The sequence below is a fragment of the Paenibacillus algorifonticola genome (genome assembly GCF_000971975.1).
Taxonomy (GTDB): Bacteria; Bacillota; Bacilli; order Paenibacillales; family Paenibacillaceae; genus Pristimantibacillus; species Pristimantibacillus algorifonticola.
On record NZ_LAQO01000018.1, the window covers coordinates 93,298 to 113,176 of the forward strand.

A 19,879-nucleotide genomic window follows, 5' to 3' on the forward strand; every position below is an offset into this window, starting at 1 on the left:
ACGGCTGTCGCCGTCCTTTGGCGGTGCAGCGCGTTTCAGTCCGAGAAATATAAGCCATTAATAAGGGAGAAACTTATATACTTATATTTCAAGCGTAAACGGCTGTCGCCATCCTCTGGCTGCAAAGCTACCGTTTCGCGGGTGAAAGATAAGCATTTATAGGTGTGAAACTTATAAATGCTTATCTTTCAAAAAACGCCAGAGCAGCTAGCCTGCTCTGACGTTTCCAGCGCGATTAAGGCGCCGTTTCAAGAAATTTCGACGTAGGATTTTTGTCCATCGCCGTTCTCATCGCATATTCATTCTCGAACAAGACGACATAATTGCCCTTCTTGTCTTGAACGAGCGTGGAGTTAATCCGGAATTTCGCCGGATCGATCTTATCGTCCACAATCCAGCGTGCGAACTGGAACGTCATGCGGTGCAATTGAATTTCTACGCCATACTCCGCGCGCATCCGATATTCGAACACCTCGAATTGCAAATGCCCAACGACGCCCAAAATCGTTTCATCAAAGCCGCCAACCGAACGGAACACTTGAATCGTGCCTTCCTCCGTCAACTGGTCAACGCCCTTTTGATATTGCTTATGCTTCAACGCATTTTTAACCGTTACTTTAGCAAAAATCTCTGGCGAGAACGTCGGCAGCTCGTCAAATACAACTTCCGAATTTTGCGACAGCGAATCGCCAATACGGAAAATGCCCGGATCGAACAAGCCGATAATATCGCCCGGATAAGCCGTCTCTACAATATCGCGATCCTGCGCCAAAAACTGCTGCGGCTGCGCCAGCTTAATATCTTTGCCCGCACGGACATGGCGAACGCTCATCCCGCGCTCAAAGCGCCCAGAGCAAATACGCAAAAAGGCAATACGGTCGCGGTGAGCCGGGTTCATATTCGCTTGAATTTTAAAGACATAGCCCGTAAACTTCTCATTTGTCGGTTCAACTGGGCCCGATTTACTCATGCGCTCAGTCGGTTTTGGCGCCAGCTCAAGAAAGTTATCCAAAAACGTTTGCACGCCGAAATTGTTAACCGCACTGCCGAAGAAAATTGGTGTCAGCTCGCCAGCGCGTACTTTCTCGATATCGAACTGATCGCCAGCTACATCAAGCAGCTCAAGATCCTGTACGAGCTGATCATGCAAATAGTCGCCAGCCATCTCGCGAATAATCGGATCGTTGTAATCATCCGTTTTCCGTACTTCGATTGTGCTGTGATCATTGCCTTGGAACAGCTCGACCTGATTTTTCATTCGGTCATAAACCCCGCAAAGCTCGCGGCCCATGCCAATCGGCCAATTCATTGGAACCGAGCGGATGCCAAGCACACGCTCCAGCTCCTCCATCAGCTCAAACGGACTTTGGCCTTCACGGTCCAGCTTGTTGATGAATGTAAAAATCGGAATGCCGCGTTTACGGCAAACTTGGAACAGCTTGATCGTCTGTGCCTCGACACCTTTGGCAACGTCAATCAGCATGACTGCACTATCCGCTGCTGTCAGCGTCCGGTACGTATCCTCACTGAAATCCTGGTGGCCAGGCGTATCCAAAATGTTCACCCGATGGCCGTCGTAATCGAACTGCATGACGCTGGAAGTAACGGAAATCCCCCGCTGCTTCTCAATTTCCATCCAGTCGGAGGTCGCGTGGCGGCTTGCTTTCCGCGCCTTAACGGAGCCTGCCAGACGAATAGCTCCTCCGAACAGGAGGAGCTTCTCGGTTAGCGTCGTTTTTCCCGCATCCGGGTGAGAGATAATCGCAAAGGTGCGGCGCTTATCGACTTCCAGCTGCAATTCATTGCTTAGCGTTTTGCTCATTGCTTGCCTTCCCTTCATTCATACAGCGCACGGCCTAAAGGCGGTGCGCTGTGGAATATCTTCATTTGAAATTATGCGAAATTGACGTCCAGCCTGCTGCTTAGAGACTGCGACGAAATAAAGTACCGCTAATTTGTTGACAAAACTCCCAAAACCGTGGAGATTTTGTCAACAAAAGCGGGTACTAATTTCCTCGCAGCTGCTTACTTGCCGCTGTTCGTAATCCAGATCACTTTGTCTTCGTCCTGCCCATTGACCGGCCACCAGTGGAAGCCATCCTCTGCAAGCAGCTTATCTGCCGCTTCCGGACCCCATGAGCCAGCAGGATAAGATTGAAGATCCTTCTTGTCCTCGCCCCATGCTTGAGCGATTTTGTCAACAAACTCCCATGCCTGCGCTACTTCATCCCAACGGGTGAAGTATGTGGAATCGCCGCGTACTGCATCATGGATCAGACGCTCATAAGCTTCCGGCGTGTTGAGGCCGATTTGGCAGCTTTGGCAAAATTCCATAGCCACAGGCTGTACCGAATTGTCGGCGCCAGGCGTCTTGGCATTGACTTTAATGTAGATGCCTTCCATCGGATTAACCCGAATGACGAGCAAATTCGGCGCAAGATCATGACGCTGCGCGAACAAGACGTTTTGCGGCATCGACTTGAACTCAATGACAACCTCAGTCGTCTTCACCGGCAGGCGTTTGCCTGTACGGATGTAGAACGGAACACCAGCCCAACGGAAGTTGTCTACCGCTACTTTAGCAGCGAAATACGTTTCCGTCGTCGATTCCGGATTAACGGAATCCTCCTGACGATAACCTGCCAGTTCCTTGCCGCGCGCTGAGCCTTCGCTGTATTGGGCGCGAACGACGTTCTCGCGAACTTCATCGCTGGATTTGTAGTTGCGCAGCGAGCGCAGCACTTTAACCTTCTCATCGCGAATATCTTCGCCATGCAGACGGCTAGGCGGCTCCATGGCAATCATGGTGAGCATTTGCAGCATATGGTTTTGGCCCATGTCTCTTAAAGCACCGGATTTGTCATAATAGCCGCCGCGATCTTCTACGCCAACCGTTTCCGACAGCGTAATTTGCACATTGGCGATATGATTATTATTCCACAATGGCTCGAAAAATGCATTAGCAAAACGAATAACCTGAATATTTTGCACCATTTCCTTGCCCAGATAGTGGTCAATACGGAAAATTTCCTCTTCCTTGAACACTTGGCTCAGTTGATCATTCAGCTTCTGTGCGGATGGAAGATCGTAGCCGAAAGGCTTCTCAATGACGACGCGGCTCCAGCCTTTGCACTCCAGCAGCCCACCGTCGCGCAGGTTGAAGGACACAGGTCCGAACAGCGCTGGCGCAAGTGCCAAGTAGAATAAGCGATTGCCTGGAATATCAAATTTCGCTTCCAGCTGCTCCGAAAGCTTGCTCAGCTCGCGGAAGCCGTCCACCGTGTTAATATCAAGCGACATATATTCGAAATGCTCGGCAAAACGATTCCAAAGCTCCGCATCATCCGCCTTGTACCGGCAAAATTCCACGATGGAATCATAAACATCCGAACGGAATTGCTCGTTCGTGCGAGGTCTGCGGGCAAGGCCCACGACCGCAAATTTTTCTGACAATTTTCCTTCTTTATATAAGCTGAACAGGGCAGGGAACAATTTGCGCTTAGCTAAATCGCCTGTTGCTCCAAACAAATAATATACGGCGCCTTGCGGCGATAGCGTTTCGGGATTCGTATTTTGCTCCATATTCCTCATTCTTTCCTATGAATTTTTATACGTCTTTGCATGGTATGTAGTTTAACATATTAATCCTGAAACTGCTACGCAATCCACCATAAAAAAAACTAATAACGATCGTTATTTCTCCTGATTCCATCACAATATTTCATCTATGGCAAGGCGCTGTAATCGCCCGAAATGAGCGGGATTCCGATCACGACCTCCAGCTTCCCCGTATCCGTTCCTTTATGCACCGCGACCTGCATATTCGCCTCCTTATCCCCGGTTCGTACAGACATCTTCAGCCCTCCAGTGAAAAAGCTTTCGCTCACCGTCCCGGCATCATCATACCGGTCCACCTGTTCAGCGGCTGCAAGCTGCGCAAGCCTCTCCGCCACATTATTATATTCTGTCAAGCCTCTGATGGTTATTCCCCCATCATAAGAAATATTTGTCCTTCTCATTGCAGATTCGATATGCTTAATGACGGAAAGCAGCTTATGCTGATCCGCTTGTTTGCTCTGTTCTGGCGAAAAAAGCAGCAGCATCTGCTGTTTCCCTTGCCCGGCAGTCGCGGTCACGCTCATCGACAGCTTGCCGCCTAATTCCGGCAGCAGGGTGCTCAGCTCGCCTTCCGCATCGCCTTCGTAGCGTGGAAATAGCTGCTCCCGCAGTTTAGCTGCCTCTCCGCTCGCGTACCAGCGCAGCGTCCAGCCTGCCCCGGGCGCCCCGGACTCCAGCAGCCCATCGCTCCAGCTCCACATTTGCTTCACGTCATGCTGAAGCAGGCTGCCCTCCGCTTGCCCTGCTGTCGTCAGCTTGTCCTGATTAACGAGCGCCCATACCGCGCCAAACATCAGCACCAATGCTGCTGCCAGCACGCCGATCCGGCTGCGCCGTTTTATTTTATCCGGTTCCGTGTACCTGTTCAGCTTTGCCATCGGTCACATCAGCCTCCTTGGTCTACATCGCCTACCAAATAGTGGATAACGCTTCCATTTTACATGAAATCCCATAAATGAACAGGAACGATATATTTATTTTTGCCTGCTTTCCTGTAAGCCTCTAGCCTTACGATTTCGCTTGCCCCTAAAATAAAAACGCGATTGCTGTTTGATTTAGGCAGAAAAAGGGGAATTTATAGTAGATAGGCTGCTTTCTTCTCTCAACTAGGTAAACATCCATACACTTCCGCCTGTAGGTGAATATACTGCTTGCAAAAGCATGAAGCCAACAGGAGGGAACTCGTACATGGAACAAATTTATCCACTTGAAGAAGGCGTCATCTCACGTTTTTGCGGAATGCCCGTCTGCATAGTGACCCATGATGGCGCAAGGCATGTTGGTGTATTAAGCCACTGCCGAGGCGGCAAGCTTACGCTGAATGAAGAGCCAGGCGCGCAGACGCTAGCCGAAACGGAAACGCCTAAAGCCGGGCAAGCTAAAGGCAAGCACAAGGGTAAAGCAAGCAAAAAAACCAAAGAAAAAGTCGCTCAAACCCAAGCTTATCCTTATGACCCCTACTATTATAATTACAATCCGGGGTACTACAGGCCGTATGGAGGCGCGTTCGCTATTGACCTTGCCCTGATTGCCTTTTTGTTCCTCCTCATTTAATAAGCCAGCTTTCGACAGCGATTTTCAGCAGTATTTGCAGCTGTCATCCCTTATGCTAGCTACAGGAAACCGATTTAAGGAGGTTATTGAAATGTCCATCCGTCCTATCGAACGTACGAACCGGAGAGCAACCTTCGAGCCTATACAGCGCATAACGCCTTACGCCAGTTATCCATACAGGGATATGGAGTTTCAACGACCTCCCGAGGACGATTTTGACTGGAATGATCCTTATCGCGAAGCTGCCGGCCATGCGGCCGTTTGGCTCGATCAATATAGACAAGCCCACAAAGAGGTGCAGGTCATTGCCCTGAAAATCCGCAATGATTTCAACGAGCGTTGCCTAATCGAGCAGCTGACTAAGCTGACAGGCGTCATGAATCGCTTGCAGCAAGCTTTTGTGCAGGCAGCCCGCTTCATTAAGCCATCGCTGTGGGATCGTGCGCAGCAGGCCATGAACCATCATGCGGCCGAGCTAGTTGGCTTCATACGCGACGACGTTACGAGCCGCTGGATGCTGCGTCCTGCCATCGCCGCTTCCATCTACCGCGAATATCCGCTGGCAGGCCAGCATCTGTATCGCCAGCTTCTAGGCCCTTACGGGCTAATGACGACGCTGCTGCAGGCCTTGTCGCTCGGCGGCGATGAAATCCGGACAACCGATCTCCTAAAAAACAGCTCCGAGCGTACGCAGCCATACGCCACTTACTACAGCTCGATGAAAATGCATTATCCGCTTCCCCCAAACGGCCTGCTGTTGAACGATGAAGGCTAACTTAATAACTTTCAAAAAAATAAGCAAGGAATCGCCTCCTATTCGGCAATTCCTTGCTTATGTGCGTATATGGCGGCCTGTGTCCGGTCATCTACGTTAAGCTTATTGAAAATGTTCGTAATATGAAACTTCACGGTTTTCACCCCAATGAACAGCTCATCCGCGATTTCCTGATTCGACATCCCCTGTGCAACCCGCTTCAGCACATCCATCTCGCGGTCGGTCAAATCATCATGCAGCGGAGCTACGACGGGCTGCTTAGGCTGGCGCATGCGGCTCATCATCTTGGCAGCTACTTGCGATTCCAGCACCGATTGCCCGCGTGCAGCCGCACGAATCGCATCCGCAATTTCGTTCGCACGGGAAGTTTTCAATAAATAACTGAACGCGCCCGCTTCAATGACAGGATACAGCTTGCTGTCATCGAGATAGCTCGTTAGAACGATGACCTTGCAGTCCGGGTACAATTCCAGCAGCTTCGCTGTTGTCTCCACGCCGTCCATGCCATCCATCACCAAATCCATCAGCACAACATCCGGCTTATACGATTGTGCCATACGAATACCGTCATACCCGTTGCTTGCTTCACCGACTACTTCAATGCCTTCTTCCGTATCCAATACGGCAGCAAGGCCGATTCTCACCATCTCGTGATCATCTACCAGCAGCACTTTTACGGGCACAGCTAATTGTTCCATCGACTCCACACGGCTCCCCACTTTCATTCTTTTCAGAGTTTACCCATTTATGTCCAGCGGCACCGTAATATGAATCAGCGTGCCTTCCCCCGGACGTGATGACATATACAGCCTGCCGCGAAGCTCATTAACACGCTCCTCCATCGTCAGCAACCCGTAGGAGGTCTTCTTCTTCTGCTCCAGATCAAAGCCTACACCGCTATCCTGAAGCAGCATGCAGACCGCTCCTTCTTCCCGATAAAGCTTTATGTCCATTGTATCCGCTTTGGCATGTCTAAGTGTATTGGACAACGCTTCCTGCGCAATGCGGAACAAATGATCCTCCGCAGCCGGCTTCATCGTGATGGAATCATCCAACGACAAATCAATGGTCATCGGCACTTTTTCCTTGAGCTCTCCAACGAGCAGCGTCAGTGCTTGAGCAAGATTTTTCCCATCGAGGTGTACGGGCCGCAAATGAAGCAGCAGCGCCCTCATCTCCGACTGCGCCACAGAAGCCATCTCTTCAATCAGCTGTACTTGCCGGCGTGCCCGTTCCCAATCCCGCTCAATCGTCCGGCTGACCGCAGTCGCCGTCATCGAAATCGCGAACAGCTGCTGGCTGACCGCATCATGAAGCTCGCGCGCAAGCCGCTGACGTTCTTCAATGACCGCAGAAAATTTAACCTTCTCCGTCCATGCATCGTCCTGATCTTCACGCTTTAGGCTTTCCGAATGCTCATCGTGTTCAGCCGAATCAATGGTCACCGGATAGTTTCGCCTGAGCTGCTGCTCGGTAAGCCGCTTAATGACCTCGCGCAGCTTCGAATTTTGCAAATAATTGTTTAAAGCTACAATGGCCATTGCCACACCCGTAACAGCGAGCCCAATAACCGCCCATTTCGCCTGCAGCGTATATAAATTCACATAACCGATGCCTTGCAGCATAATAACCGCGAGGCTAAGTATAATCAGCAGCCAGAGGAAGGACTCCGTTAAGTTTTTGCGTCGATTGGCTGCGTCCCGTCCATTACGCTGGCCGCCCCGCTTCTGCTGATGATGATCTGGCGGCCGAGGCCTTTGATCCTGTTGCTGCTGCGAAATAGGCTGATTTCCTTGCAAGGGCTTCTCTTCGGCCAACCTGCTCACTCCTTAAACGACAAGCAAGAAGGAGCAGACCGGTTGCCCGATCCGCTCTCTTCTCATCCTGCGGGTTCTATTATTCCTGTGGTGCTTTATCCAGCTTAAGCTTGTTTTTGAGCGCATCCAGCTGCTCATCCACTTTAAGCTGTTTTTCGGCTTCTACTGCATTAAATGGTGCAGCCGTACCGCTGTAGGAATACGGTGTGCGCAATACATCCGCTTCCGCTTCCATTTGCAAAATCTTCTCTTCCATACGGTTGAAGCCTCTGGAAGCTGTACCTTTATCAATCGTATTCGTAGTCGTCAATTGAGCAATATGCTTTTGCGCTTTCGCGACTTGAGCACGGGAGGCCAGCTCATTGCGTTTGTTGCGGAGCTGATAGAACTCGTCTTTCAGTGCATGCAGCTGCTGGGTCAGCTCCTCTGCTTGCGATTTGGATTGAGCATACAGATCGGTGTACTCGATTACTTTTTGATCGAAGAATAATTTCTCTTCCAGCAATTTGCGGGCAAGCTGCTCCTGGTCATTACGGATAGCCGCTTCTGCTTTCGACTCGCGGTCAGCTGTGCTGCGAACGGCTTCCTCCAAACGCTGCTTCATACGGCGCTCGTTAGCAATTTGCTTCGCTACTGTAACCTCCGCCGAATGAATTTCCGATTCCATGTCACGCAGGTACTGATTGAGCATCACAACCGGATCCTCCATTTTGTCCAATACCTCATTTACCGATGCTTTCGTCATATCTTTCATTCTTTTAAAGATTCCCATAATTATAACTCTCCCTTCTCGTGTTTGGCTAATTTTGCGCGTAATTCATCGATTTCCTTACGAAGCGCCTTTTTCTCCAGATCCTCAAACATGCTGTCGAATTGCGACGAGGATGGGTTTGGTGCTGTCGGCCCATTTTGGCCGTTCCATTGCTGCTGTGGTCCTTTAGTGAACGAGCCTTGGAATTGCGAACCGAAGTTTTGGTTTCCACCAGCACCGCCGCCGCCATAACCGTGGCCGTTGCCTTGTGGTCCTGGACCGCCATTACCGTAACCATTTCCATAGCCGTTGCCGAATCCATTTCCGAAGCCGCCATTGTAATAAGGAGGTTCTTTAGGAACGACCAAACCAGCCAGTAAGTAAATGAAAATTACGATTCCGCTCGAGAAAATGGTCACTACGATGAGTAAAATTCTGAGCAGTGTTACATCTATATTGTAGGCTTCAGCAATCCCGCCGCATAAGCCGAATAGTTTGCTGTCTCGTGACGAACGGTAAAGTTTCTTCAAATCAATCAGCCCTCCTTCTGCAGCTTCCTTTTGAGCTGCTCCAACTCTTGCTCAATCGCAGATTGAATCGAGTGGCCTGCTTCAGTAGCGAACTCTCTGCCCATCCGGCGCAAATCATGCAGGCTCTTCGCTTCCAGCTCCATGTTGCTGATGCTGTCTTCGAGCCTTCTGAACATGCTGCCAGGCTGCGCGCCTTGCTCGCCAATTCCGCTAAACCGTGCATTCATTCGCTGCTGCAATCGGAGCGATTCCATTCTTGCTGCATAATATTCGCGTCTATCATAAACCGATTGGTATTCACTGCGCATTTCACGAAGCTGTTCTTCAAGGCCGAGCGTATTCAACCTGCTTTGCTCGTACAAATCGCGGTATTGCGCTGCGCGCTCCTCGCTGCTTGCCTTCTCGTGAAGCGCCAGTCTTGCGAGCTGCTCCTCGCCTGCCTTCAAGGCGGTCATCGCTTGCTGCTCACGCTTTTCCTTCTGCTGCTCAGCTTGCAGCCATTGAATCTTCAAGTGGTTGGTATGCCCTGTATATTGCTCATACAAGCGTTCCGCCTGCAAAATATCTTCCCTTGTCGACCAGAGAAACTGGTCAATCAATTTAACGGGATCCTCTGCTTTTTCCAATCGTTCATTTAGTGTGGCGACCGTGATGTCGCGAACTCTACGCATAATGCTCATTGGCTTCCCTCCTTAATATCCATCTATATTTGATTAGTAACCGCGATAGCTGCTTTTTTTCAGAAGCGAAACGCCGTACACGACGAGTCCAACGGCCAAGACCAGCAGGATCAAGCCTGAAAATTTTGCGAAAACGCCGAGTGCGCCGATCGTTATGAGAATGCCGCCGATCCATTTCTTATTGTTGCTCCAGCCAAGTACACCTAGGCCGATCAGAATGAAAGGGAACAGGAAGCCGATTAATCCGCCAAGATGTACGCCGAGAAACTTGAGAACGATGAAGCCTCCTACTAACGCCAGTATAACACCAAGTAGTTTTTGATTTGCCATTTGTTTGTCACCGCCTTCCGTATAGTGAGATGTGAAATGCTGCCAAACCCAATCGTTTGTTTCGTGTGCTCGTATGTTTCGTTTGTTTCGTTTGTTGCGGTGTTGCTTATGTACTTATTGTAGGTTGTTTTGTATGTTTCTAAAATGGACCTGCGGCTGTTTTTGAACTAGACCTTGGTCGGGGAGGCATGCCGTACCGCAGTCTTAGTGCGGTTTTTCAACCAAAAACAAACCAGCAGCCCCCTCAGGTCGAGGGGGCTGCTGACTTGCTTGAATTACGTTATCTACCGGTATTTTTTTAAATATAGGAAAGTATATCGTAACGCTATCCTTTCTCTATATTTCTCGGACTGAAACGCGCCGCGCCGCCAGAGGACGGCTTTCGGCCGTTTCACCTTTATTTGCTAGCTAAAAACTTGTCAAACTGGCTTTGCTTCTCAGCAATGATTTTCTCGATGCCTGCGGATTTCAGCTTCGCTGTATATTCCGGCAGCACTTTATCGACATCGACCGAGCCTGTTTCGAGTGCAGTCAAATACTGTTTGTCGACGTTGACAACTGCACCGATTTCCGCTTTCAGAGACTCGCCGTCGAAGACGAAGCCAAGGCCAGGGGAAACTTTGGCATTTTGGTTAAACTCTTTGAATTTTTCCCACTTGTTCGGGTCCTCTGTTTCCCACACATAGTTCAGGAACTGGCTGCCGAACATCCAAGCTGCGCCTGGGTTGTAGTTTTTCGTATTATCGGTGGACTTAATCACTTCATCGCTAACCTTCGCATAGTGGTCATTCTCGATACCGAAGTTAAGCAGATTGTTGACATATTTGTCCGAGTGAAGCAGATTGATGAACATCATTGCGCGGGCAGGATCTTCCGAAGTGGAAGAAATGCCGAGCATGGAGCCCGCTGTTTCCGAAGTTGCAATCGTCTTCGTGTTCAGCTCCAGCTGCGCAAGCTTGCCAGTCATGCCCGTCTGGTTTTCAAGCTCTTTATCTTTGCCCGGCTTCAGCGACGAGGTCATCGAGAACACATTGCCCGCTTTCATGGCATCGTAGTTCATCGTTTGATTCGTTGCTGCGTCGCTGTTAATGTAGCCTTTTTTGTAAAAGTCACGAGTCAGCTTGAGCGTATCAACATAACGAGCTACGTCATAGTTAGCTTTAACCGTCGTGCCGTCTTCATCTTTCAAAATAATGCCCGGGATCGACGTATCGCCCAGCGCGTCATAATTTCCGAAATAATGGGAGTTGAACGTCTCGCCGTCTTTCAAATACAGCGGAGTCAATTCCGGATGTTTCTCTTTTACGACTTTGTATACGTTGTCAAGATCAGCAATCGTTTTTACTGCGGTCATATCGATGCCAAGCTCATCGGCAATGTCTTTGCGGTAGATGATGCCGCCTTGCGCCGCAAGCTCTTTATTCGTTGGAACGCCGTAGTTTTTGCCGTTGATTTTCGCGCCTTCCAAAAATACAGGATCAAGCGTTTTCAAAATATCTTGGCCATTTTCATTGAGCAGATCGCCCAAATCGAGGAATGCGCCTTTAGCAACGTTAACGGCATGCTTATTCCATTGCGCTGTGAAAATAATATCAACCTTTTGACGCGAAGCGATCATTAGATTGATTTTATCATCCCACGGACCCCAATCGATTGGCATTAAATCAATGGAAGCATTAATTTTATCCTTCAAATATTCGTTGAGCTTCGCTTCTACTTTCGTTTCATCTGCCTGTGGTGCTCCTGTATACACGAGTTTAATCGTATATGGCTCCAAAGCCGATGCTGCATTGTCTGCTGGTGTAGCCGTTTCTGCTGCCGGGCTTTCCGCTGCTCCCCCTGCATTGCTTGGTGAAGCATTTCCACTCGCCGCGCCTCCGCCGCCGGAACAAGCATTCAGCACTAAAGCAAAAGTGAGCATCGTGGTGGTAACGCCAAGCACTCCCTTATTTGTTCTAATCATATCCCCATTGACCTCCCCAAAAAAATGATAAATCTATGCTTGCACCGGCATTTATCCGGTTACAGCCCTTAGCAGGCAGAGCCTGCCGTCAGCCTTTGACAGCGCCGACGGTCAAACCCTTTACAAAATACTTCTGGAAGAACGGGTAAGCGAATACGATGGGTCCAATACCCATAATCGCCATGGCCATACGTACCGTTTCATTCGGGAAGGAGACTTGGCCCCCCGCTGCGGCAATGGCCGATGCCGCGTTGCTGTTGCTCGCCAGAAACTGTATGTTGAGCAGCATTTTGTACATGAGATATTGGATACTTAGCGTCTTGTCATCGGTTATGAAGACGAGGCTGAGGAACCAATCGTTCCAGTAATTGACGGTGCTGAAGAGCGCAACGGTTGCCAGCACGGGCAGCGAAAGCGGCGTGACGATCCGGAAGAAAATCAGCATCTCGCTCGCTCCGTCGATTTTGGCGGCTTCGAGAATCGCTACTGGAATCGTCGACTGGAAAAACGTGCGAATGACGAGCACGAAAAACGCAGAGACGAGCAGCGGCAGCACAAGTGCCCAAATGTTGTCCCTCAGGTTCAGCATGTTCACGTAAACGAGATACCAAGGCACTAGCCCGCCGTTGAACAGCATCGTGAAGAAAATAAAGAAGGTGAAAAATTTGCGGTGCGGAAAGTCCGTCCGCGAAATCGGATACGCATACAGCGCCATAATAATGAGGCTGAGAATGGTACCGGCGATCGTTACGAAGATCGTAACGCCGTAAGAGCGCAAAATTTGCTGCCAATCGGTAAAGAGAAACTTATAAGCGGTAAAATCGATTTGATTCGGGATGAAGCTGTAGCCTTTCGTCAGCACATCCTGCTCATTCGATAGCGATACCATGACGATCAAAAGAATAGGCAGCAGACAAGCGATCGTATACAGCATAAACCCAATGTTGATAATCGTGTTCGCTGTAGGCGAAATCGCGTTGAACGGGTTCGAGCCCGATTTGCTCATTTCAGTTTGCATAGTGTTTGTTTCCTCCCATTTTTATCCATGCTCTAAAACAATGCGCTGTCCTTGTCGACGCGGCGAACGAACCAGTTCGACAGGAATACGAGTATGAAGCCGACCAATGATTGATACAGCCCCGCTGCTGACGATAAGCCAATATCGCCCATTGCAATAAAGGTGCGGTAAACGTACGTATCAATAACGTTCGTTACCGGGAACAAAGGACCCGACTCGCGCGGCACTTGGAAGAACAAACCGAAATCCGCATAAAATACCCGGCCGATTTGCAGCAGCGTCAGTACGATGATGGTCGGCATAAGCAGCGGAATCGTTACACTTTTGATTTGCTGCCATTTGCTGGCGCCATCTATCGTTGCCGCTTCGTAATATTCATCGTCAATGCCGATAATAGCCGCCAAATAAAGCACGGTGTAATAGCCGACATTTTTCCACGTATTAATAATCGGCAGCAGGAACGGCCATATTTTCGTCTCGAAATACCACTGCAGCGGCTCTAGCCCAAGCCATTTCATAATGGAGGTATTCACGAAGCCATGCGTATCATGCAAAAACCCATACACCAAATAGCTGACTACGACCATCGATAAAAAATAAGCTAGAAAAATAACTGCTTGATGAAACTTGGCCATTAGCTTGTTTTTCATCTCATTAAGCATGATCGCAAATGCGACCGGCACAATCATATTCAGAATAATGAAGGAAATATTGTAAAGCAGCGTGTTTCTCGTGATAATCCAGGCGTCTGATGTTTTAAACAAATACTTGAAATTGTCGAACCAGACCCAAGGACTATTAATAATCCCATCGGCGTAATTGACGTTTTTGAATGCGATGACGGTTCCTAGCATCGGAATATAATTGTTGAAAATCAAAAACAATACTCCGGGAGCCATCATGACGTAGAAGATCCAATATCTTCTCATGTTGGTAGCGAGCGTCATATTTTCATCCTTTCTCCATCCCTCTCTATGTTTAAATTGTAATGAAAAACGGAGCCTCTCATCTATCGGCTCCGTGACTGTATTAACGCTATAATGACTTATTTAAATATGCTGGACCTTTTTGCGGTATTCCTGTGGGGTGAGACCCGTCTCTTTTTTGAACAGCTTGGAAAAATGGGAAAAGTTCGAATAGCCGATCATGACGGCGATATCGCTGATTTTCGTATTCGTCTTCTCCAGCTCTTCTCGGGCGCGGGCGATCCGCATTCTGACGAGATAATCCGTCAGCGAATGCCCCGTTTCCCGTCGGAACAACCGCGACAAATACGCTGGATTCAAATAGACGGCCTCTGCGGCATGCTCGCGGCTGAACTGCTCATCCAAGTGCTCCTCCATATAACGCTGCACCTTGGCTACAACCTGCGACACATCCTTGCCCGCCGCTCCAGCATAATCCGTTAGCTGCATGCATACTTGATGCGTCCAGCTGCGCATGCGCGGCAGCGACTTCATTACTTGCTCGCCCGCTTCCCATTCGCGCTTCGCGAATACGTCGGTGATGGCGACCCCCTGCTTGCTCAGCCACTGGAATACCATATTCATAAAGCCGAAATAAAACGAGGCAAGCTGCGTATAATCGCCGTTGTTGTGCTGTAAATGATCAAAATGCTCATCAATGCGCAGCAGCAGCTCCGCCCGCTTGCCCGGTGCCAGCAGCATCGCCCAATCGGTGAAGGGCAGCGGCTGTGAAGCAATCGATGCGCTCGCCGCCTGGCCGCTATGGCTGCTTTCGTGTATAACGGCGCAGGCCGCATTCACATTGCTGCGCTCCAGATCAAGCAGCCGCTGCACGCTGTCGCGAAGCTGCTGCGCCACCGTCGCGGCGCCGATATAGCAAGACAGCTGGCAATGCAGCAAGCCCCGTGCCTGCTGGATGAAATTATTGCAGCGAATGGCAATCGCCTGCTCGTCCTCCTCATTACTATAGAAAAGAGCGTACAAGATGCCGTTTCCGTCCTGCACAATATGCCCCGGCTTGCCGCCAAGAACGAGCTCGGCCGCGGCATTTTTCACCCCGTAGGTCATAATTTCCTCATCGCGCGCCGACCATTCCTCCCGCCAATGCTCAATGCTGATCAGCACTACCCGTATTTCACTGTCCGCACGCAGCGGTATCCCGTACGTTTCCATCGAAGAATCCAAATGCACGGGGGCAGCCGAAACCCGGTAATGCAGCATATCCTGCCAAAAACGCTCAATAAGCGCAGGCCGCTGCTTGTTCCACTGCTCATAATAATGGCTGTAGGTGCTGCGGATTTCTTCAAGCTCTTCCAGCTCCACGACCTTCTCAATCGCCTGATTAATGCAGGTCTTCAGCACCTCATGATCGACCGGCTTCAGCAAATAATCGAAGCAGTCCAGCTGCACCGCCTGCTGTGCGTATTTAAAATCAGCATGGCCTGTCAAAAACACGGTAACGGAGGAGGGAGAATGCTCATTGACCCACTCCAATAGCTGAATGCCGTTCAAATCAGGCATATCAATATCCGACAGCACAATATGCACCTTCTCCTGCAGCAGCACTTCCTTCGCTTCCTCCGCATCACAGGCAGTAAACAGCTGGCCTATCGGCACATCCGACCAATTAATGCCCTGCACAATGCCGCGAACGGCAATATCCTCATCATCTACTACTAGCAAATTATACATTCGCAATTAGCTCCTCTTCCCCTACCGGGAATCGAATGGTAACGGCAGCGCCGCCTTCTTCTATATTTTTGAACGTAATAGCTGCCCGTTCGCCATAAATTAATTGCAGCCGATGGATGACATTCATAATGCCGAGCCTGCTCGTCTCTCCTTCGGTAAGCGGAATTTTGCGCTGCAGCTGTTCCAGCACCGGTTCCGAGAAGCCCGTTCCATTATCGGTAATCGTCAAATAAAATCCGCCATCCTTTTGCGTCTCCGCCCCAATATGAATAATGAACGGCTTGCGGCGGTTTTTGAACCCGTGAATAATGGCATTTTCTACAAAAGGCTGCACTGTCAGCGCCGCGACCTTATAGTTTTTCACAAATTCCGGTACATCATATGTAAATTGCAGCTTGTCCGGAAAGCGCATTTTTTGAATCGTAATATAGTTGTCGATATGATCCAGCTCCTCGCTGAGCAAAATCATGTCGCGGTTCGCCCGCATAATAAAGCGGAAATAATCGGCGAGATGCAGGGACATTTTTTTCACCGATTCCGTATCGCCTAACGCCGCTAAATTATAAACAATGTTTAGGCTGTTCATATAAAAATGCGGGTTGATTTGCGCTTGCAGCTGCCGCAGCTCTCCCTGCTTGACGCGCAGCTGCTCCTCGTAAACGTCGATTTTGAGCGTCTTGATTTGCTCGGCCATTTTGTTGAAGGTGTTGCCTAGAAAAGCAAACTCCAGTGACTGCCCAGACTGCTTCGCCGCAAGGCGGACATCGAGCTGGCCGATGGCGATTTTTTTCATCCCGAGCATGAGCTCGCGAAGCGGCTTGAACAGCATATTGCGCATAAACAGCAAATAAATGCCCAGCAGCAGCAGGAAACCGAACGGCGCGAGCAAAGCTGCATTTTGGAAAAAAATCAGGCTTTTCAACAGCGTCTGCTCCGGCACAAGCACCCTATACGCAATATTTGCCAAACTGCTGTTGCGGTTCAGCACCAAATACGATTGTTTCGTATCCGGATCAACGACAGAATTGAGCGCTTCCGCACCCGCAGCAGGCTGCCCGTTCAGAAGCCTCGGCGCTTGCTCGGTCAATGCCTGGGCGGACTGATTGCCATCACGCAAATATATGCCGTTGTTCCCGATATCACCATCGCTCCATTGAATCGCCAGCAGCCGCTCCAAATCCATCACCCGAATGATGCCGCCGACGTAAAGCCCATCTCTGACCTCAATAAAGTTAATGAGAAAATAATGCCCGGGAATACGTTCGTCGTATTTGACCTCCCACGTTTCGGGATCATTGTGCTGCGCTTGTTCGTCCTTCGTCATCTGCACCATATTTTGCTTGATAATTTGCCGCGCATCCTCGTACACCGCATTGTCCGTGCCAAATATAATGTCACGCTCATGATAGACGAAAATGCTGTCCAGCAGGCTGTACACGCCAACGTCCCGGTTCAGCTTGGAATCGATCTGCACCTTCGTGAGCATATACCAGTCACTGTCCATCGGGAACGAGGTGAGCAGGCCAACATCGGAATCAAGCACCGACATCTGATACAAATATTCATTGATTTCCTCCAGATTGTGATCCATCTGGCCGCCGAAAATATCCAGCGTATTGCGATACGTTTCTGAAACCTTCTCCCGTACAATTGTTTTCGCATACATATTATTAATAAGCATGTATACGACAATTGGGAGCATAACGCCCATAAAGCCGATGATCAGCTTCGTTTTAATCGATTGCCCAAACCTCATAGGCCGCAATCCTCCCAAATTTATCTACTAATTACTCCTATATTACCATTGAAAGGCTTTTCTTTGAATCATAATCTATGAGGTGAAAAGAGCCCTTTTCTCCTTGGTGGCGCCACTTGCAGCCTAGTTGTCATTCGTTTCTATCATTTAGGAAAAAAGCAGCTAGTTAAACTGTCGAAAATGTGTCGAACACTGTAGAAAAAAGGCGTTTTAAATGTTATCTTTGAGTTAACCTGGGACTTTGATTGAAAGTTTCACAATTAAAAGGGGGACAACCTTATGTTTCTCAAGGATATACAGACAAAGCCTATGACAGCACTGCTAGAAGAAGCCAGAAAACGCTCCGAGCTATTTTCTCAGCATGATTTTTCACCTTTCGAGCTGCCTGCTGTAAGTTCCAAGGAGACGAAAGAAATCATCGAGCATTTTAATGCTGTCCTCCAAATGGTGACCCAACAAGCCGCAGATGCAGAGATTCGTTTAAATCTCGTTACTCAAGCGATTCAAGTCGGCTTATGGGAGATGCAAGTTATTGCTGGGGACCCTGTGAACCCAAATAACACGTTCATCTGGAGCAATGCTTTTCGCAAAATGCTAGGTTATCAGAATGAAGCTGATTTCCCGAATATACTAGACAGCTGGTCGTCTAAGCTGCACAAAGATGATCATGACTGGGTGCTCGCTGACTTTGCCAACCATTTGAACGATCGAACCGGTACAGTCCCTTACGATTTGGAATACCGCTTGCTACTGAAAAATGGTCAATATCGCTGGTTCCGTGCAACCGGGACGACGATTAGGGACTCGAAGGGCGTTCCGCTCCGCGTTGCTGGCGCTTTATTCGATATCCATGACAAGAAAATGAAGGATCAGGAAACAGCGGCTCTCGTTACGCGTTACGATCTGATTAACCGCGCTCTAGTCGAAGCTCCATGGGATATGACGGTCGTAGCTGGCGATGTCGTCAATCCAAATAATGAATTTTGGTGGTCGCCCCAATTCCGCAAAACGCTCGGCTTTCAAGACGAGAGCGACTTCCCTAACGTCTTCAGCAGCTGGAGCAGTCGGCTGCATCCAGACGATGCTGACCGGACCATTAAAGGCTTTGCCGATCATATGAACGATTACAGTGGTAAAACGCCGTATGATCTGGACTATCGCCTAAAGTTAAAAAATGGCGAGTATCGCTGGTTCCATGCAGGTGGAGAAACGATCCGGGATTCGAAGGGCGTTCCGCTTCGCGTTGCCGGCACGATTCGGGATGTTACATATGAGAAAAAAAAAGACGATGTCGTCAAGCTGATGAATGAGAAAACCCAGCAGCTTTCGCAATCGATTTTAGATATGGTCAAAGGCATTAACAATGTCACAACCCAGGCGCAGGAGCTTGCCGTTGCCCAAGAGCAATCGACCGAAGCCGCCAATCATGCCAAAAATAGTGCCGATGAGACGAAAAACATTTCTAATTTCATTAAAGAAATCGCCAATCAGACGAATCTCTTGGGCCTCAATGCTGCGATCGAGGCAGCGCGTGCTGGGGAGTTGGGCCAAGGCTTTTCCGTCGTTGCCAACGAAGTTCGCAAGCTTGCCGTCCACAGCGCCGATGCAACCGTCAACATCGAAAACAGCTTGAACACGATGAAGGATTATATCGAGGAAATTCTCCAGCACATTCATAACATGGCTAGCTTAACGCAGACGCAGGCTGCGCTGACCGAGCAGGTCAATGCCTCCATGGATGAAATTAACGATATGTCGCAGTCGCTGGTGGATATTGCGAAGACGTTGTAGGTGCCAAGTCTTTAATGAAGAAAAAGACGATTCCCTCTCCTTTTTAAAGGGGATGGATCGTCTTTTTTCTACTTATTATGATGCAAAACTTATCTGCGCCGCTTATATATGAGCAAAAGCTCTAAAAGGCTGGTACTCCATCGTGCCGATCAAAGCTTTCACGCTGTCATGCTCCCAGAAGCCGAAATCATTATTTACATAAAAGGCGTTATTTTTTCGGTAAAAGATTTCCGAATCGCTAAACGTCAAGAGGGCATCCGAGCCCACCGTATCGAGAAGGCTGAACACCATTTGGAGCATCAGTTCGCAAGCCTCCGGCTCTGTATCGTACGAATTGTACAGCTTAAAGCTCACATGCTGCTGGTATACGAATTCGTCCTCCAAATAGTCGGAATCCCATCCAAATGACATATTGAGCGTATTGATTACGGTCATCGAAAATCCGATTCTTTCATTAAACTCATCGATTCGAAATCCACCCGCAAGCGGAACCAGCTGCTCGGCTACAAAGCCCAATTGCCTCAAAACCTTTGTCGCCATCGACTGTGTCAACGACCGCTCCTCAAACATTAAGGAATATTGCAGTGCCATAAATTCCCCTCCGCTTTATTGATATCAGCATCCTACATGCATCATAGC

At 49.2% G+C, this 19,879-nt stretch carries 18 protein-coding genes; 3 read left to right on the forward strand and 15 right to left on the reverse strand.

Annotated elements, in window-relative coordinates; translation table 11 throughout:
• Positions 1-235: 235 nt before the first annotated feature.
• The 3 genes from WH37_RS22380 to WH37_RS22390 form a co-directional block, all read right to left on the reverse strand.
• Positions 236-1,822 carry a peptide chain release factor 3 gene (locus tag WH37_RS22380; protein WP_046232865.1) on the reverse strand — a complete coding sequence of 529 codons (1,587 nt, stop codon included), beginning with the start codon at positions 1,820-1,822 and terminating at the stop codon, positions 236-238.
• Between the two features lie 203 nt (positions 1,823-2,025).
• On the reverse strand, positions 2,026-3,582 hold the full coding sequence (gene zwf / locus WH37_RS22385; protein WP_046232866.1) for a glucose-6-phosphate dehydrogenase: 1,557 nt from the start codon (positions 3,580-3,582) through the stop codon (positions 2,026-2,028).
• A 143-nt stretch (positions 3,583-3,725) separates the two neighbouring features.
• Complete coding sequence (locus tag WH37_RS22390) at positions 3,726-4,496, reverse strand: YwmB family TATA-box binding protein (protein ID WP_046232867.1); 771 nt, start codon at positions 4,494-4,496, stop codon at positions 3,726-3,728.
• Between the two features lie 310 nt (positions 4,497-4,806).
• Here WH37_RS22390 and WH37_RS22395 point away from each other — a divergent pair, with 310 nt between their 5' ends.
• The gene (locus WH37_RS22395; RefSeq protein ID WP_046232868.1) at positions 4,807-5,172 is read left to right on the forward strand and encodes a hypothetical protein; all 366 of its coding nucleotides are present in this window, start codon (positions 4,807-4,809) and stop codon (positions 5,170-5,172) included.
• A gap of 91 nt (positions 5,173-5,263) precedes the next feature.
• Positions 5,264-5,947 carry a hypothetical protein gene (locus WH37_RS22400; protein WP_046232869.1) on the forward strand — a complete coding sequence of 228 codons (684 nt, stop codon included), beginning with the start codon at positions 5,264-5,266 and terminating at the stop codon, positions 5,945-5,947.
• A 38-nt stretch (positions 5,948-5,985) separates the two neighbouring features.
• Here the strand turns inward: WH37_RS22400 and WH37_RS22405 are convergent, their stop codons facing one another.
• The 11 genes from WH37_RS22405 to WH37_RS22455 form a co-directional block, all read right to left on the reverse strand.
• Positions 5,986-6,645 carry a response regulator gene (locus tag WH37_RS22405; protein WP_046232870.1) on the reverse strand — a complete coding sequence of 220 codons (660 nt, stop codon included), beginning with the start codon at positions 6,643-6,645 and terminating at the stop codon, positions 5,986-5,988.
• Positions 6,646-6,684: 39 nt separating this feature from the next.
• Positions 6,685-7,764 carry a sensor histidine kinase gene (locus tag WH37_RS22410; protein WP_231594324.1) on the reverse strand — a complete coding sequence of 360 codons (1,080 nt, stop codon included), beginning with the start codon at positions 7,762-7,764 and terminating at the stop codon, positions 6,685-6,687.
• Between the two features lie 79 nt (positions 7,765-7,843).
• Complete coding sequence (locus WH37_RS22415) at positions 7,844-8,536, reverse strand: PspA/IM30 family protein (RefSeq protein ID WP_046232871.1); 693 nt, start codon at positions 8,534-8,536, stop codon at positions 7,844-7,846.
• Between the two features lie 2 nt (positions 8,537-8,538).
• Positions 8,539-9,045 (reverse strand): PspC domain-containing protein, encoded by a 507-nt coding sequence (locus WH37_RS22420; RefSeq protein ID WP_046232872.1) that lies wholly within the window; start codon positions 9,043-9,045, stop codon positions 8,539-8,541.
• A gap of 5 nt (positions 9,046-9,050) precedes the next feature.
• Positions 9,051-9,725, reverse strand: coding sequence for a PspA/IM30 family protein (locus WH37_RS22425; RefSeq protein ID WP_046232873.1), 675 nt, complete (start codon positions 9,723-9,725; stop codon positions 9,051-9,053).
• A gap of 33 nt (positions 9,726-9,758) precedes the next feature.
• On the reverse strand, positions 9,759-10,055 hold the full coding sequence (locus WH37_RS22430; RefSeq protein WP_046232874.1) for a LiaF transmembrane domain-containing protein: 297 nt from the start codon (positions 10,053-10,055) through the stop codon (positions 9,759-9,761).
• 397 nt (positions 10,056-10,452) lie between these two features.
• A complete protein-coding gene (locus WH37_RS22435; protein ID WP_046232875.1) occupies positions 10,453-12,018 on the reverse strand; it encodes an ABC transporter substrate-binding protein in 1,566 nt (521 codons plus the stop codon).
• Positions 12,019-12,106: 88 nt separating this feature from the next.
• A complete protein-coding gene (locus WH37_RS22440) occupies positions 12,107-13,036 on the reverse strand; it encodes a carbohydrate ABC transporter permease (RefSeq protein ID WP_046232876.1) in 930 nt (309 codons plus the stop codon).
• 32 nt (positions 13,037-13,068) lie between these two features.
• Complete coding sequence (locus WH37_RS22445) at positions 13,069-13,983, reverse strand: ABC transporter permease (protein WP_046232877.1); 915 nt, start codon at positions 13,981-13,983, stop codon at positions 13,069-13,071.
• A 102-nt stretch (positions 13,984-14,085) separates the two neighbouring features.
• The gene (locus tag WH37_RS22450) at positions 14,086-15,693 is read right to left on the reverse strand and encodes a helix-turn-helix domain-containing protein (RefSeq protein ID WP_046232878.1); all 1,608 of its coding nucleotides are present in this window, start codon (positions 15,691-15,693) and stop codon (positions 14,086-14,088) included.
• Positions 15,686-17,449, reverse strand: a complete 1,764-nt coding sequence (locus tag WH37_RS22455; RefSeq protein ID WP_046232879.1) for a sensor histidine kinase — start codon at positions 17,447-17,449, stop codon at positions 15,686-15,688. The genes WH37_RS22450 and WH37_RS22455 overlap by 8 nt, the downstream gene beginning before the upstream one ends.
• A gap of 279 nt (positions 17,450-17,728) precedes the next feature.
• Here WH37_RS22455 and WH37_RS22460 point away from each other — a divergent pair, with 279 nt between their 5' ends.
• Entirely contained in the window at positions 17,729-19,240 is a 1,512-nt protein-coding gene (locus WH37_RS22460) for a methyl-accepting chemotaxis protein (RefSeq protein ID WP_046232880.1), read from the forward strand.
• Between the two features lie 102 nt (positions 19,241-19,342).
• Here WH37_RS22460 and WH37_RS22465 read toward each other — a convergent pair whose 3' ends face one another.
• Positions 19,343-19,831 (reverse strand): SitI3 family protein, encoded by a 489-nt coding sequence (locus WH37_RS22465; protein WP_046232881.1) that lies wholly within the window; start codon positions 19,829-19,831, stop codon positions 19,343-19,345.
• Positions 19,832-19,879: the final 48 nt, after the last annotated feature.